At 27.6% G+C, this 17,186-nt stretch carries 14 protein-coding genes; 12 read left to right on the top strand and 2 right to left on the bottom strand.

Going from position 1 to position 17,186, the window contains the following annotated elements:
* Positions 1-152: 152 nt before the first annotated feature.
* Together ACY2RX_RS09945 and ACY2RX_RS09940 are read right to left on the bottom strand one after the other, a co-directional pair.
* Positions 153-3,596 carry a PPi-type phosphoenolpyruvate carboxykinase family protein gene (locus ACY2RX_RS09945; protein ID WP_490103826.1) on the bottom strand — a complete coding sequence of 1,148 codons (3,444 nt, stop codon included), beginning with the start codon at positions 3,594-3,596 and terminating at the stop codon, positions 153-155.
* A gap of 209 nt (positions 3,597-3,805) precedes the next feature.
* Positions 3,806-4,984, bottom strand: coding sequence for an acyl-CoA dehydrogenase family protein (locus ACY2RX_RS09940; RefSeq protein ID WP_490103825.1), 1,179 nt, complete (start codon positions 4,982-4,984; stop codon positions 3,806-3,808).
* A 163-nt stretch (positions 4,985-5,147) separates the two neighbouring features.
* On the opposite strand from ACY2RX_RS09940, the gene rnpA reads away from it, so the two are divergent.
* The 12 genes from rnpA to ACY2RX_RS09880 all read left to right on the top strand — a co-directional run bounded on the left by rnpA (position 5,148) and on the right by ACY2RX_RS09880 (position 17,164).
* Positions 5,148-5,561 (top strand): ribonuclease P protein component, encoded by a 414-nt coding sequence (gene rnpA, locus ACY2RX_RS09935; protein ID WP_490103824.1) that lies wholly within the window; start codon positions 5,148-5,150, stop codon positions 5,559-5,561.
* On the top strand, positions 5,551-7,179 hold the full coding sequence (locus tag ACY2RX_RS09930; protein ID WP_490103823.1) for a S41 family peptidase: 1,629 nt from the start codon (positions 5,551-5,553) through the stop codon (positions 7,177-7,179). Before rnpA ends, ACY2RX_RS09930 begins: the two co-directional genes overlap by 11 nt.
* A 28-nt stretch (positions 7,180-7,207) precedes the next feature.
* Positions 7,208-8,887, top strand: coding sequence for a DUF6909 family protein (locus tag ACY2RX_RS09925; protein WP_490103822.1), 1,680 nt, complete (start codon positions 7,208-7,210; stop codon positions 8,885-8,887).
* A gap of 34 nt (positions 8,888-8,921) precedes the next feature.
* Positions 8,922-9,968 (top strand): hypothetical protein, encoded by a 1,047-nt coding sequence (locus ACY2RX_RS09920; RefSeq protein WP_490103821.1) that lies wholly within the window; start codon positions 8,922-8,924, stop codon positions 9,966-9,968.
* Between the two features lie 14 nt (positions 9,969-9,982).
* The gene (gene rfbC, locus ACY2RX_RS09915) at positions 9,983-10,528 is read left to right on the top strand and encodes a dTDP-4-dehydrorhamnose 3,5-epimerase (protein WP_490103820.1); all 546 of its coding nucleotides are present in this window, start codon (positions 9,983-9,985) and stop codon (positions 10,526-10,528) included.
* Entirely contained in the window at positions 10,525-10,662 is a 138-nt protein-coding gene (locus ACY2RX_RS09910; protein ID WP_490103819.1) for a hypothetical protein, read from the top strand. The genes rfbC and ACY2RX_RS09910 overlap by 4 nt, the downstream gene beginning before the upstream one ends.
* On the top strand, positions 10,656-11,894 hold the full coding sequence (locus ACY2RX_RS09905) for an oligosaccharide flippase family protein (protein WP_490103818.1): 1,239 nt from the start codon (positions 10,656-10,658) through the stop codon (positions 11,892-11,894). The genes ACY2RX_RS09910 and ACY2RX_RS09905 overlap by 7 nt, the downstream gene beginning before the upstream one ends.
* 173 nt (positions 11,895-12,067) lie before the next feature.
* A complete protein-coding gene (locus ACY2RX_RS09900) occupies positions 12,068-13,153 on the top strand; it encodes an O-antigen polymerase (protein ID WP_490103817.1) in 1,086 nt (361 codons plus the stop codon).
* 257 nt (positions 13,154-13,410) lie between these two features.
* Entirely contained in the window at positions 13,411-14,388 is a 978-nt protein-coding gene (locus ACY2RX_RS09895) for an O-antigen ligase family protein (RefSeq protein WP_490103816.1), read from the top strand.
* Entirely contained in the window at positions 14,378-15,460 is a 1,083-nt protein-coding gene (locus ACY2RX_RS09890; RefSeq protein ID WP_490103815.1) for a glycosyltransferase family 4 protein, read from the top strand. Before ACY2RX_RS09895 ends, ACY2RX_RS09890 begins: the two co-directional genes overlap by 11 nt.
* Positions 15,460-16,005, top strand: a complete 546-nt coding sequence (locus ACY2RX_RS09885) for a putative colanic acid biosynthesis acetyltransferase (protein ID WP_490103814.1) — start codon at positions 15,460-15,462, stop codon at positions 16,003-16,005. The genes ACY2RX_RS09890 and ACY2RX_RS09885 overlap by 1 nt, the downstream gene beginning before the upstream one ends.
* The gene (locus ACY2RX_RS09880) at positions 15,998-17,164 is read left to right on the top strand and encodes a glycosyltransferase (protein ID WP_490103813.1); all 1,167 of its coding nucleotides are present in this window, start codon (positions 15,998-16,000) and stop codon (positions 17,162-17,164) included. The genes ACY2RX_RS09885 and ACY2RX_RS09880 overlap by 8 nt, the downstream gene beginning before the upstream one ends.
* Positions 17,165-17,186: the final 22 nt, after the last annotated feature.

The following is a 17,186-nucleotide window of genomic DNA, read 5'->3' as shown; positions in this document are numbered from 1 at the left end:
ATTTCTCTTTCAAACACTTCTGTTTGTAGTAATATTTGTTCTGAAAACTGTATTAAACCTAAGAATAAATGCTGTAATAAGTACAAAAAAAAGGGCATCAACTGTAAGCGATGCCCAAATATTCTGCTAAAAGCAGTTTCTTAATTCAAATATTATTCTTTCTTTTTGCATAAAGGATCAGCACCAATTGTTCCGTTTAAACTTTCTAAATAAGTTTTAGATTTTGCTTCATTATATAGTTCTTTAACCTTATCTAATCGCTTTTTAATATTCATTTCAACAACTAAATTAGCATTATTAGGATTCGCAATAAAGTCTTCTAAATATTGGATTTGCTTTTTGTAAAAAGCAATATCTTTTTGTTGTTTTAAAACTAACCTTTCTTTATACCAATCGCTATTAACAATAGATTCTCTGTTAAAATATTTACGCAATTCTGGGTCGCTAATATCTTTTCCTTCGTAATTTCCATACGCCATAATGTGTAAAAGAATTTTTAAAGGAGGTATTGCAGCTTCTACGCTACCATCTTCAAAGTAATTTAAAGCTACTTTTTGTTGCGCTTCGCAAATATTTTTGATTCCGTCTACATAATCTTCTAAACCTTGTAATTCTGGTTTTAACATTCTTTTGCTAAAAACAGCAGTTGGTTCATCAAAAATTCTATTCATACATCTATAAGAGAACGTTTTTGTAATTCTGTAACCCAATCTACTTGCTAAGATTTTTTCACCTTCGTATTCAAAATCATCAATCTTTTCTAAAGAACCATTTTCAATTAATGCTTTAGGATCTCTATCTGCAGGTTCTAATCTTGCCCAAATTTCAGGAATTAACAAACTAACATCGTGGTCAATTTTATTTTCTGCCCCTACATAACCTGCAGCAGTACTAAATCCGTTAGATTCTGTTAAAATATGAGATAACAACGCATTGTTTAAATCGGTTGTTGGCGTTAACATATTAAAGGGTGCTTTTGTTAATGCACCTTCAGAACCAGCACCTGTTGTAGAAGGAGATTTACCTGTTAAACTACAGATAAAGTCCATAAATAACTCAGGAGTTTCTTGGTAATGAATTGGGTTGTAAACCGCTAACGGTCTAATTCCGGCAGCTTTATCTACAGGATTATTTCTTCTTCCTGGTAAAACAGCATTCACAACGTGATTTAAAGGCTCATTTAGTTCAATTTTTCTTACCAAACGTACACCAATATCAGCTAAATAAGAAGCTTCAGTTTCTTTTACAAATCTATTTGGCTCTAAATAACGAGGGTTTTTTGTAGGTTCTCCGTTTACAATTCTTGTGTGAGATGGCACTACAAAATACTCTTCGTTTTTATCACTTTTTACAATACTTTCTATAAAATCTTGTACTGGTTTTGTGTATTTATCAAAGTTGATAGTATCTTCATATAAAGCAATTGCATCTTCTTTTTTTAACAATTCGTAGTTGGTTAAGAAGCGTCCGTTAGTAACCAAATCTAATTCAGCCCCTTTGTCATAACCTCTTACAACAGCTTCATCTGGTCTTTGAAATAAGTGTGCTTCACAGTTTTTAAGAACCTTTAAACTTTTGTTTGTAAATTCTGGATTTAAGTTCGATAATTTTTCTCTTGGTAAAGTGATAGATGCAGTAATATCATCCTCAGTTTGAATTTTTTCACAAGGAGAAAAGTCTGAACGTAATTTGTTTAACATCCAGTTTCCTTTTTCATTAAATCCAATTCTTACATAACTACCAATTACAGGTGTGTTGTTGTGCATTAAACCGGTTCCTTTTTTTCCGTTGATGATTTCAACAGACATATAATCTTTCCAGTTTAATTTTCCGTGTGCTTGTCTGTACAAACGTTTTACAAACAATACTAAAGAACGGATGTGAACAGGAATATTTTTTAAGAATTCATTGTATTCATCAGAGTTTTCAGCAGATGGAATTAATAATTTTACTGCAGAACTTAGCGATCTTTTTTCACTTAAGAATGATCTAGAAATAGGTCTGTTCGGGTCTTTAATTTTCCAACGAGTAGAGTAATTAAACTCGATAATTTCGTCGGCTTTTTTAAAGTCTTCTTCAATATCTATGATGTTAAAATTACTATAAGTAATTGCATTTTGCATCGATTTTGATATTTCAGATTTACCTCCACCAGAAACCGTACAAGGTTTGTGACAGAAAATGCCTTCTGCAAACGTATCTATAATTCTCCAAAGATTAACGGTTTTATGTTTTTCGAGCTTAAATTTATTTCCTGTTGGATGCACATACGTTTTATAAGGAGACAAGGTTAATTTTTGCTCTCTACTATTGTGCATCCAAGTAATGCTATTTGTATTAATGTTTACATAAGCAAATTCAGGGATATAAATTATGTTTGGATATTTTTTATCTACGGCATAATTTTCTGGTTTTACATCAATAGTATTACCTAAAAGTTTTTTTACATCTTCAAAAGTATGTTGAAAATTATGGAATTCAGAATAGTCTTTACCATCTAAAGTATCGCCCATAACTCTTCTTGCAAACGCAATGGCTCCACCTGCGTGTTCTTCTTCTACCAAACCATATAAATTGGCAGAATAACTAATTTGTGTTTTAATTTCTTTTTTAGAATATCCGTAGTAATTGTCTGCAATTAAGGTGATTACAACACCTCTTTCATCTCTACAAGTTATTTTAAATGCGCCACCATCATTGTACAGTTCGTTTTCATCTTTCCAACACATTCCGTCTTTTTTCTGACGCTCAGTAGCATCATCAAAATGAGGTAAGCCAACCTCTTTCTTTTTTAACGCTTTTAATTGCGGAGCTAAAACAATACAACCTGTATGACCTGTCCAATGTTCGGTATCTAAAGCAGCATCGTTTTGTGCTAAATTAGGATTGCCAGCATTGCCAAAAATAGATTCTACAAAGTCTAAATTACTCACTAAGTTTCCAGGAACAAAGAAGCGAACTTCTAATGATTTTTCTGAAATTACACCTTTTACTTCTGGGCAAACAGTTGGTCTTAATAACATAGAAACCATCACTTTTGCTTTTTCTTCTTGATTGGATGTAAATGGAAGAATTTTTAAATCGTCTGAAGGATTGAAGGCCGCATTTAGAAAATGAGCAAAAACAACTTTTGGTACTTCAAATTTATCTAGAGGTACAGGTAAATCTCCTTCTACAATATGAAAGGTTCCTTTTGTAGTTCTTTTATCGTGTAAAGGATTGTTTAAAATACCTTGTTTTACTCTACTAGAGGTTACTAAATCGCTTTTAAAAGAGTTACCATCTGGTGGTAAACTAATTTCTCTAGCTTGTCCTTTTTTTGATAATATTAACGTATTATTTGGTACAATTGTTGGTTTTTCTATAGAAACATCTTTTAAATAATCGTCTATAAAGTTTTGTATTCTTGTATCTACAGGAGAATGATGGTTAGATAATAATCTCGATTTTTCTTGTAAACTTTTTATAAGTCCGCTTGTTAATTCTTCAAATTTAGGGTCTAAGAATTTCCCTTCTTTATCTTTAAAAGTGGGCTGTCCTAACGAAGCTAATTGTAAGTTAATAAACTGTACAATATCTTTTCTTGATTCTTCCATGGTGTTTCGCTTGAATTTATTAGAATAATTTCTACAACAAAATTATACTATCAAACAAGTAAAAAACCTGTCAAATATCATATAATTATCAAAATCTACGAATACGATTTAGAAGATTTTACTCAATAATCAAGATTAAAAACGCTGAAATTCAATTAGAAATTTCTGCTGTTTTCTTTCAATTCTTTTAGAATTATTTTTAAAGAAATTTACTTAAAAGCATTTAAGCCAGTTATGTCTAAACCCGTAATTAAAAGGTGAATGTCATGGGTTCCTTCGTAAGTAATTACACTTTCTAAATTCATAGAATGACGCATGATAGAATACTCGCCAGTAATTCCCATTCCACCTAACATTTGTCTAGCTTCTCTAGCAATTTTTATTGCCATATCTACATTGTTTCTTTTTGCCATAGAAATTTGTGCAGAAGTTGCTTTTCCTTCGTTTCTTAAAGTTCCTAATCTCCAAGCTAATAATTGTGCTTTGGTAATTTCGGTAATCATTTCTGCCAATTTTTTCTGTTGCAATTGAAACTGACCAATGGGTTTTCCAAATTGCTCACGTTCTTTACAGTAGCGTAACGCAGTGTCATAACAATCCATTGCAGCACCAATGGCACCCCAAGCAATTCCAAAACGAGCAGAATCTAAACATCCTAAAGGTGCTCCTAAACCAGATTTGTTTGGTAATAAATTTTCTTTAGGTACTTTTACATTATCAAAAATTAACTCACCAGTTGCAGAAGCTCGTAACGACCATTTATTGTGAGTTTCTGGCGTAGAAAACCCTTCCATTCCACGTTCTACAAGTAAACCGTGAATTCTACCTTCTTCATTTTTTGCCCAAACCACAGCAACTTGTGCAAAAGGAGCATTAGAAATCCACATTTTTGCACCATTTAAAAGATAATAATCTCCCATATCTTTAAACTTGGTTTCCATTCCACCAGGGTTAGAACCGTGATTTGGTTCTGTTAAACCAAAACAACCCATCCATTCTCCAGAAGCCAATTTTGGTAAATATTTTTTACGCTGTTCTTCTGTTCCGTATTTAAAAATAGGATACATTACCAAAGAAGATTGTACAGATGCTGTACTTCTTATACCAGAATCTCCACGTTCAATTTCTTGCATAATTAATCCATAGGAAATTTGATCTAAACCTGCACCTCCATATTCTTCTGGAATGTAAGGTCCAAACGCACCAATTTCTGCCAAACCATTTACAATTTGCATTGGGAATTCAGCCTTTTGAGCATACTCTTCTATAATTGGAGTAACATCACGTTTTACCCAATCGCGAGCAGCATCTCTAACCAATTTATGTTCTTCAGTTAGTAAATCGTCTAAATTATAATAGTCTGGAGCCTGAAAAAGATCTTGTTTCATATGGTTTTATCTATAAATTGATTCGTTTTTTTATTATTTATCAAATGTATGATATTTAACAAATTTAGTGATTGTTGTTTAATTTTTAAATTTTAAATCGAAAAAACAGCAACATTAATTGATTTGAAAAGAAAGTTAAACGTGCAAAATATACAAAAAGTAGATGATTTCTATTAAGTTTGTAGCAATGAAGTACACTTTAGGAAAAGAAGAGCGTTTAAAGAGCAAGAAGTTAATAGAAAAACTTTATAAAGAGGGAAATTCTGTAAAAGCTTTTCCGTTAAGAATGATTTTTTTACAAACCGAACACACTTCAAATTTTCCTGCACAGGTTGGCGTTTCTGTACCCAAAAGAAATTTTAAATTGGCGGTTGATAGAAATCGAATTAAAAGATTGATGCGCGAAACGTATCGTTTGCAAAAAGAAATTGTCTATAAAAACCTAGACAAACCCTATGTTTTTATGATTTCTTATCTTGGGAAAGAAGAATGGAAATATGAAGAACTGTTCTTAAAAATGGAAAAATTGTTGACATTGTTTGTTAACGAAACAAAAAATAAAAATGATGAAGTTTAATCTATCCAAAAAAACGATTGGTGTTCTTTTAGTAGCAACCCTATTTTTATCGTTTTCTTTTAAATCTAAATTTTTTGAAATTGCAAAACAGATAGAAATCTATAATATGTTATTCAAAGAACTGAATATGTATTATGTAGATGAAATTAATCCGGCAGAAATTACGGATAAGGCAATTAAAAACACCTTAAAAGATTTAGATCCTTATACTAATTTTTACAACGAGCAAGACGTTGAAGATGCTAGAATTAGAAGAGAAGGAGAATATGGTGGCATTGGTGTTTCTGTGTATTACACAAAAAAAGGAATTCAAATAAAAGAAATTTATAAAGGTTTTGCAGCAGATAAATCTGATTTAAAAGCAGGAGATATTATTGTTGCTATTGATGGACAATCTATTAAAAATATGGAAAGAGACCAGCTTTCTATGTTTTTAAAAGGAGCGCCAAATAGTGAATTTTCTGTGGATGTTTTAAGACAAGAAAACATCATCAAAAAAGAAATAACGAGAGAAAAAGTAGTTGTAAATCCTGTTCCTTTTTCTAAAATGATTGATGAAGAAACAGGTTATATTGTTTTAACTCGTTTTAATAATAAGGCTTCATCCGAAGTAAAAAAAGCCTTTAAAAAATTAAAAAAAGAAGGAATGAAAAAACTGGTTTTTGACTTACGCTCTAATCCTGGAGGTTCTTTGTTAGAATCTATAAATATTTCGAATTTCTTTTTACCAAAAGGAAAAAAAATAGTGAGTACAAAAGCAAAAGTTAAAAAATGGAGCAATACTTATAAAACTACCAATAATCCTTTAGATTTAGAAATACCTATTGTGGTTTTGGTAAATGGGCGTTCTGCATCAGCATCAGAAATTGTAAGTGGTTCTCTACAAGATTATGATAGAGCTATAATTATGGGACAACGTTCTTTTGGTAAAGGATTGGTGCAGCGTTATAGAAAATTAACTTACGGAACGCAGTTAAAAGTAACCATTTCTAAATATTATACGCCAAGTGGCAGATGTATTCAAGAATTGGATTATGCCAATAGAAAAAAAGACGGAACAGTTCCTAAATTTTCTGACCAAGGAATTAACGAATTTAAAACCGCAAACGGAAGAACTGTTTACGATGGTGGTGGCATTTTACCAGATGTAATTATAAAAGAATCTAAAAGAACAGCAGCTACTAAAAGATTATTAAGCTCAAAAGCTATTTTTAATTTTGCAACGCACTTTTATTTTAACAATCCTAAAATGAATACTGAAGATCATTTTGATTTTAAAGATGCAGATTTTAAGAAGTTTACCAATTATTTAAAGTCAGACACTACTTTTGTTACTAAGCAAGAAGTCTTATTTAAAGAAGCTTACAAGGTTTCATCAACAAAAAATATTACGAAAGAATATGAAAAAATTCAAGAAAAATTATTGGATGATAAAATTGATGAAATATCAAAAAATAAAGATATTTTAAAAAGAATTTTAAAAGAAGAAATCTTAATGAGATATTTTTACAAAAAAGGAGTGTATGCTCACAATTTAAAAAATGATGCTGCCATAAGAAATGCAGTTGAATTATTGAAAAATCAAGACAAGTATAAGCAGTTATTATCCGCCAAATAATTTTATCTTTGATAAATTAAAATTTAGAATGAGTAAACTCAAAAAAATAGATAGAACCAGAGCGCAAGAGTCTAGAAATGCCATAGAAAAACTATACATTTCTATGCGACATTTATTTAGTAGAGGTTTTTACAAACCTATGGGCGTTTCTGGAGAAACTTTAAGAAAATCGCTATTATTACTTCGCCCAGAAATTTACGGCTCTATTGCAGAAGATAAAATAGAATTAAATGGTCTTGTTTACGTTATAGAAAGACTTCCTAAAGGAATAGAAGAATGCCAGTTTATTAGTTTAACCACAGATGAAGGTTATAAAAATTCTCATTTCGAAGCAATTGTTCCGCCAAAAAGAAGAAGAAATTGTTACAGAATAGATAAAGATCAAATGAATATCGAAATTACTAGAGGACGTTCTGAAATCTATGATATTCTTACGCACTTAACTTTTTTGTTTATAGAATCGCATAAAATTCAAAAAAGAGTTACCATTAACGATGGAACAGATTTTATTAGAGAATGGAAATATTTAGAAAATATTGTCATTCATAACAAAGAAATTACCAATAAAGAAAGAGAAATAGCCATTGCACATTTAAGTAATTTTTTAGGAAGAACTTTTGATGAAGTTTTAAACATTCATAAAACTTTTTATACCGAAGAAAATAAAGACCGCTTTTTTCAACTCATTTATTGGTTGGGTAAATTAGCCATTAACGAAGTTTTAGATAATAAAAAACGAAAAATTACGTTTAGTTCGGTTTTAATTCAAGAAATAGGGCATCATATTTACGGAGAAGTTTGGGCAAACAATATTAAAAAAGTTTTAAAAGAAAACAAACTTTTAAAAAGACCTATTCATATTATTAGTGCAAATATGCACAGTGTTTTAAACTCTATTTATGCACAAAACGCAATTCCGGAAGAAGCAAAAAATCATCAAGGATTTGAGTTGTATCAATTATTAAGTAATGCAGATAGCAAACCTTTACAAAAAGCGGTAAAAGAATATGCATCTGAAAACGGATTAATTTATATAAAAGATACTTCTGGCACAAATATTAACGTGCAAGTTATTGATACTGATAAAATAAATTTTGAAAACTCACCTTTTGATAAAATAAATGCTGTTGATAAAAGCCCTGTAATTATTGTGATGGATTATGCCTTTGGAGAACAAGCTTACGAAACAATGGATGAACTTTTAAAACCCTATAAAAACAGCAAGAAAAAGAATCATTTAGATGTAAAATCTGTTTCTATTATGGGTAAAGCAGGTATTTTAGAAGGTGGTAAAGGAGATATAATGATTCCATCTTCGCATATTTTTGAAGGAACTGCAGACAATTATCCTTTTAAAAATGAGTTATCTAAAGAAGATTTAGAAGGTTTTGGCGTGCAAGTTTTTGATGGTTCTATGATTTCGGTATTAGGAACCTCATTACAAAACAAAGACTTGTTAAAGTTTTTTCACGATTCAACCTGGAGTGTAATTGGGTTAGAAATGGAAGGAGCACATTATCAAAAAGCCATACAATCTGCCTCTAAAATTAGAGGAAATATTTCTAGTGATGTAAAAGTACGTTATGCATATTATGCCTCAGATAATCCTTTAGAAACAGGAGCAACTTTGGCCTCAGGAGGTTTAGGAATGACAGGAGTTACTCCAACTTATGCCATCACTCAAAAAATATTAGAACAAATTTTTTAACAGTTTATAACTGATTTATTTAACCAAACAAAGAATGTCAACAAAACAAAACAACAACGAAGAAGAGGTAGACTTAGGATCTTTATTTGTAATTATAGGGAAAGGTTTTTCCAAGTTTTTTAATTTTATTGGTAGTATTTTTAAAGGTGTTTTTCACGCCATCATTTCAATTTTAATCTTTTTAAAAAATAATATTATAAAAATTGGAATTGCTGCAATAATTGGTGGGGTTTTAGGAATTTTTCTAGAAACAAAAAAACAGGATACTTTTGGTTCTGATTTATTAGTAAGTCCAAATTTTAAAAGTACCAGACAATTGTATAATAATATTAATTATTATAATGATTTGGTAAAACAAAAAGACACTATTGGTTTAGCAAATACTTTTAAATTAGATAAAAATACTGCTGCAACTTTAAAGAATTTTGCAATAGAGCCTATAAAAACAGAGAAAGATATTATAGATTCTTACAACGAATTTATTTTAGCCGTAGATACAACAACCGTTAAAAGTTATACTTATGATGAGTTTAAAACCTCTTTTACCAATTACGATTATAAGGTTCATAAAATAAATGTAATTGCAGAGAAAAACGATGTTTTTAAAGATTTAGGTGAAGTAATTATTGCGTCTGTAATAAATAATAAATACTATAACAGAATAAAAGAGTTAACCAATGAAAATTTGAATAGAACAGACTCTTTATATCGTAAAAATATTATTCAATTAGATTCTTTAAGAAAAGTGTATATGCAGGTAATGCTTGATGAAGCAAAGAAACAAACCAATGGAACCAGTATTGATTTAGGCGGAGAAAAACGAACCACAAAAGAATTAGAATTATTTGAAACCAACAGAAAAATAAATTCGGACTTAAAACAAATTGCGAGAGAAAAATCTAGGAAATATGAGGTTATTAATGTTATTTCTAATTTTCAGCCAATTGGTTATGAAATAAAAGGAATAACAAAAAACAAAGCATTTTTATTAGCCGTTTTAGGCGCAGGATTAATGATTTTATTTCTATTATTAAAGCAATTAAATAATTATTTAAACAATTATACTAAAGACAATAATTAACCTATTAATTGTTTATGATTATTAAAGAAACTCCGTTTAAAGGTTGTTTTATTATAAAACCTAAGTTAATTAAAGACAACAGAGGAAGCTTTTTATTAAATTACAATAAAAAAGAATTTGATAAAGCAATAGGAAAGGAAGTTAACTTTGTTTTAGAAAATGAATCTGTTTCGCAATTTGGTGTCATAAGAGGGTTGCATTTGCAAAAAGGAAAATTTAGTCAAGCAAAATTAGTAAGAGTAACTAAAGGTAAAATTTTAGATGTAATTGTTGATGTTAGAGAAAATGCTGAAACTTTTGGGAAAAGCTTTTCAATAGAATTATCATCAGAAAATAATACTCAAATATACATTCCAAGAGGTTTTTTACATGGTTTTGCTGTTTTAGAAAACAATACAACAGTAAATTATAAATGCGATAATTATTATAATGTAAATTCTGAAGATGGCGTTATTTATAATGATGCAGATTTAAATATAGATTGGGGTCTTAACAAAGAGGATATTATTTTATCGGAAAAAGACACGAAATTAAAAACGTTTAAAGAATTTATTAAATGAAAAGCGATACAATGCGTAAAGTTGCTAATGTTTCTAAACTACATAGTTTAGATTGGAAACATAAAATAAACTTAGAAGAAGGTGTTAAAAAGATATATGATTGGTATTTTAATTTTAATAACTTTATATGTTAAAGAGAATAAGCTCAGATAATTTAATCATTTTAAAAAATCTATCTTTTTTATCGATTCTAAGATTTTTTAATATTGGTATAAAGTTTCTTTTAGTAGCTTATTTGGTTAGAACATTGGGTAAAATTAACTATGGTATACTTACGTGGTCAGACTCAATAATACAGTATTTTATAATTTTCATCAATTTTGGGTTCAATGTTTATGCTGCCAAGTATATAGTTGAAAATCGAACTAATATTGATAATTTAAACAAAATTACTTCAGCAATTTTTTCTATAAAAATAGCATTATACATTTTAAGTTTTTTAATACTTTTTTTACTCACTTTTTTAGAAGTTTTTTCTGGTTATAAAGACTATTTATATTTGATGTTAATTATGGGTATAGGAGAGGTTTTCTTTCCTATTTGGTATTTTCAAGGTGTTGAAAAATTAAAATTAGCAACTTATATAACAGTTTTTTCTAGACTTGTTTTAGTAATAGGTACTGTGTTATTAGTTTTAAACCCAGAAGATTTAAAAACTCATATTTGTTTAATCGTTTTTTCAAGTTTTTTAATGGGTTTTTTGGGGTATTTAACACTTGTTAAAAAATTTAATTTTTTGTTTGTTTGTATTGAAAAAAAATATCTTTTTAAAATAATTAAAGAGGCTTATATGTTTTTTTTAGGAAGGTTTTTATCATTAACTTTTAATTTTATGACAATCTTTTTAATTGGAGTTTTTTATACGATGGATTATGTTAGTGGTTTTGATGTGGCTTTAAAAATAGTATTAGTTTGTATTATTCCTTTTGATATGTTACAGCAAGCTGTTTTTCCTACCATCACAAGAAATAAAGATAAATCACTCCTAAAAAGATTAATTTTTTTAAGTGTAGCTTTTGCAATTATGCTATCACTTATTTTATTCTTTTTTTCTCAACAATTGTTACAATTGTTTGGAGGAAGTGAAATGATAGAATATAATAATGTTCTTAAAACTTTAGCAATTATTCCTCCGTTTGTGGCATTAACTTTTATGCTAGGTACTTGTACTCTAGTCGCTTTTGGTTATAATAAAGAATTTAATCAATCATTAATTATCTCATCTTTAATCTATATATTTATAGCAGTAGTACTTTATTTTTTTGAAAAATTATCTTTTTGGAATTTGATTTACTTAAGGGTAATTTCAGATGTTATATTAGCATTACTAAGGACTTATTATGTAATAAAACTTAAAATTATTTGATTTTTTTAATTATCATATTAATCTTCGAATTATATCTTATAATAAAAGTACTTAAGTACTTTTTGCTAAGCCCTACATATATTTACATAATTTTTAGTTCATTATCTATAATTTTATCTCTATGGTATTTTTATTTTTTTGAAGAGAAATTTTCATTGTTTAATATTGATAGAGTGTCAGAGAAAACTTTTTTAAGTACAATTAGATTATATTTTATTGCATTAAATTCTTTTCTTTTAGGGGTCATTATTTTTTATGAATTTTCTAAGAAGAAAACCAAATTAATACTTAATAAATCATTTTCTGATAGTTTGTTTGTAAAGCATAACTTTCCTAATTATTTAAAAAATGTAGTAATTGTTGTTTTTTTTCTTGTGATAGCTTTATACTTTATTACCTATGGTAGAGGTGTTTTTATTAGAAGTGAATACCTTCCAGATACAAATCGTTTTTTTACCATATTTATAAAAGTATTAACTTTTATTGAAGTTATTATGCTCGGATTAATCTATAGTAGTTATAAGACTTTAAGTGCAGTATTATTTTTTTTAACTATTATTATTTCTGTAAGCACAGGTTCTAGATCTGTATTTTTATTTTATTTGTTTTTTGTTTGTTTAATGTTTATTTCTAGTGGAAATAATCTTATGAATAAGTTAAGGTTTTCGATTCATTTAGCAATAGGATTTGTTTTTTTATCATTTATGATGCAATTAAGAGAATTAAATTCACATGGTTTAGTACCTTATTTTAAAAGTATTGGTTCGTCGTCAGAGAGTTTTTCGAGGAGCTTTTTTTTTAACCTTTATTATTCATTTATTTATGGCACTTATGTAACTATTGCAACAGTTAAAAAAGCTCAACTAGATTGGAATATTATTTTAATTAATATTAACCCGCTTCCAGGGAGTACAGCGGGATGGTACGACTATGCAGATAAAATGAGAATAAATACTTATGCTCCTTTTTCTTTACATGGAAGGGTCTTTAAAATGGGATATATATTTACTATTATCTATTTTTTTCTAACAGGCTTAATTTTTTCTTATTTCGAGAAAGTTGTGAGGATTAAATTTATAAAAAACAAAAGAATTACCGCTTTTCTAATGGTAATTTTACTAGCTCTTCATATTGTTTATGCTTTTGAATATAATATGAGGGCAGCAGTTCGCTATTTTTATTATATTCTTTTTATAATTTTTGCAGGTTATTTAATTAGACAAATAAAACTTAATTTACCAAAAGTTAAAAGAGAATGAGTTTATCAAAATATTCGCCTAATTTAGCTAGGCTTGCAATCTTTTTTTTTTCGCTATTTCCTTTACTCCCTAATAGGTTAAAAGGGTTGTCTGTTTTTTTTCTTTTTTTAACTTCTCTTTTTTTCTATATATTTAGTGCTAAAAAAAAATTTCCATATAAAGATACTTTAATTTTCGGTTCAATTTATTTTATATTAATAATATCATTAATCAATACTGATAATTTTTTAAATATTGATAGACTACTGTCTACAAGGATGAGTTTACTAGTTGTTCCAATTTCTTTTGGATTTATTAATAGAATTAATCAAACTAGGTTCTTCAAAAAGAAATTTTTATTTTATTTTATAGTTTTACTAAACACTTTTACTGCAATTTTTTCAATTTGGATTTTATATATATTAAATGATTTAGGTGTTTTTAAGCAAGGAATGCATATAGATGATGCAATTGCGTATATTACGAATGAAATGTGGCTAATAAGCCAACATCCAATTTATGCATCTATTTTTATTTCTATTGCATTATTGTTAATGGTTTTTTTATGGTTAACAACCATAAAAAAAGCTTTTTTTTTAGCAACCCTTCCATTAGTTATAACACAAATGACTACTCTATTTCTTTTAGGTAGGAAAGGAGTTTTGCTTAGTTTTATAATAAGTTTATCAATATTAGTTTTTATACTCTTAAAGAAGAGGAGATTTAGTAGATACTTTAAATTTACAGTGCTAATAATAATGATAAGTATTTTGTTCTTTGTTGTTAATTCTAGTAGATTTAAAGAATTGTATCAAAAAGAAAATTATTCAGAGGTTTTAAAATTTAATTCTACGAATCTCAGGTATAATATTTATTTATGTTCATTTGATAAAATAAAAGAATCTCCATTTTTGGGATATGGTTTAGGAGATGTTCAATTTGAACTTGATAAATGTTATAAAAAAAAATCATCACTTTTAACAGATATAGTATATAATTGTCATAATCAGTATATTAGTTATTATTTAAGTTCAGGTATTTTAGGGTTTTTATTATTAATTTACCTTATTGTTAAACTTTTATGGAAGGCGTACTTTGAAAAGAACATTCTTCTATTATCAGTAACTTTTTTTTTCTCAATAATTATGCTTTTTGAAAATGTTTTGGAAAGACAATCAGGAGTAATCTTATTTATATTTTATATTTGCTTTTTTTATTATTTTAATTTTTCAAAAAAAGTAAAATATGAAAAATAAAAACATTCTAATTATTGGTCCATTTCCAAAACCAATTTCGGGAGTTTCCTTGGCAAATCAAGTTGTAAAAGAGCTATTAACTAAATCTAGTGAGTTTTCTTTAGATACAATAAACACTTCTTATACTGTTTTTGAAGATGCTGTAGGGAGTTTCTCTTTTAAAAAATTTGTGTTCTTCTTGTCTCTAAACTTTAAAGCGTTTAAAGTTTTTAAAAATGATATTATTTATATGACACCAGGTCAAACTTTTTTAGGAATAACAAAATATTCATTGTTTATTTTACTTTCTTCATTATTAAAAAAAGAGATAGTAATTCATATTCATGGTAATTTTTTAGGAACCCAATATCATCAGCTAAAAGGAATAAAAAAGAAAACATTTCATTATTTAATTTCAAAATTTACAAAGGGAATTGTTTTATCTAAATCTTTAAAGAATAATCTAACCCCTTTTTTAAAAAAGGATAAAATTTTTATTCTTAACAATTTTGCCCAAGATTTTCTTTTAAAGGATGAAAAAATAAAAAATGATAAAGAATTAAAAATTACTTATCTCAGTAATTTAATGGAAGAAAAAGGGATTCTTTTTTTATTAGAATCTTTAAAACAATTAGAAAATAATAATGTACTCTATAAAGCTAGAATTGCTGGTAATATAGATGCAGGTTTAAAAGAAAGAATTAAACAAAAAATAAATGATTTAAAAAACACAGAATATTTAGGGTCAGTTTATGGTCAAGAAAAAAAGGAAATGTTACAATGGGGTAATGTTTTTGTACTTCCAACTTTTTATAAAATGGAAGGTCAACCAATATCAATTTTAGAAGCTTTAGCGACAAATAATGTTATAATAACAACTAAACATGCAGGTATAGAAGACATTATACAAGAAGATATAAATGGTTACTTTGTAAAAAAGAAATGCTTAGAAAGTTTAACTAATAAATTGTTGTTTTTAAGTGAAAACAAATCTAGAATAACAGAAATAGGCAATAATAACATCAAATATTTTGCGGAAAACTTTACAATAGATATTTTTAGTAAAGAAATTTTAAAAATCTTAAAACACTAATGCAAAAATTAAACACATTTAAACTTCCAACTAATTTTAGAGGTAGAAATGCAATTATCGTTCAATTATGGTGGATAGTTCAAGGAGTTTTGTTTAAAAATACACCTCAATTTATGTATGGATTTAGAAGATTTCTTTTACGTTTATTTGGTGCTAAAATTGGAAAAAAAGTAATTATAAGACCAACTGTAAAAACAACCTATCCTTGGAAAGTTTCTATTGATGATTATTCTTGGATTGGTGATGATGTAACTTTATATTCTTTAGGCGAAATTGAAATAGGAAAAAATGTTGTTATTTCACAAAAATCATATATATGTACGGGTTCACATGACTATTTAAAATCAGATTTTCCTATTTTTGCAAAAAAGATTCTAATAGAAGATCAATGTTGGTTAGCAACCGATGTTTTTGTAGCGCCAGGAATTACTATTGGTAAGGGAACTGTAGTTGGCTCTAGAAGTAGTGTGTATAAAAATTTACCGCCAAAAAAGATTTGTGTAGGAAATCCTGCTAAGATTATAAGAGAAAGAAGCTGTGAATAAAAGTAAAAATATATTAATACTCTCCCCCTTTTTTTTTCCTGAACCAATTTCTACAGGTAAATTTAATTCAGATATTGCTATTGCTCTTAAAGAAAAAGGACATTATGTAACTGTTCTGTGTTTTCATCCTTTCTATCCAGATTGGAAAGTGAAAAAAAGCACTTTAGGCTTAGAAGGAATAACTATTATTAGAGGTGGAGGAAGTTTAAAATTTTCTAATAAAACAATGATTAGAAGATTAGCCTTAGAATTTGGTTATGCTTTTTTTTTATTAAGAAAAATTAGAAAATATCAAAAAAATAAAGACATAATAATACCCGTTTTTCCACCAAGTTTTGCATTCTATTCAATTTTGCCATTTTTAAATAAACATATTAAAAAGGTTGGAATGGTTCATGATTTACAAGAAATATATTCAAAAAATAAAAAAGGAATTGTAAATAAATGGGTAAGTTTTTTTATCAATAAAATTGAAAGTAAATGTTATAATTCTTGTGATAAACTTATCTTTTTATCAAATGAAATGAAAGAAGTTGCAAAGAATATGTATAACTTAAATCCAAATAAATTAGAAACACAGTACCCTTTTCATTCAATAAAAAATGAATTTTCAAACGATTTAGGAACGATTATAGATGACAAGAATATAAATATTGTTTATTCGGGCGCATTAGGAGAAAAACAAAACCCCTCTGAATTATATAACTTTTTTAATTTTGCTTCTAATAAAATAGAAAATACTGTTTTTCATTTTTTTTCGCAAGGAACTATTTTTGATAAGCTAAAAGAAAACAATACAAATAAGAAAATAAAGTTTCATAATTTAGTTGCTAGAAAAAATTTAGAAGAGTTGTATTTAAGAAGTGATATTCAAATTATACCACAACTTTACAATACTTCAAAAGGGTCTTTACCCTCAAAACTCCCAAATTTATTAGCTTCAGGATGTAATATCCTTATCATTACAGATAAAGGAAGTGAAATAGAGAATCTTTTTAAAACACATAATTTAAAGACCATTTCTACTTCTTGGAAAAAAGAAGTTTTACTTAAAAACATAATGCATATTCTAGCAGAAAAAAAAGACAATCAACATCAAAAAAAAATTGCAAAAAAAATATTTACTATAGATAAAATGATAAGTAAAATACTACATTAAACACTTATATTTGTATATCTAA

This window comes from Polaribacter sp. 2405UD43-2 (genome assembly GCF_058147125.1).
This window is presented reverse-complemented; position numbering and strand designations above follow the sequence as displayed.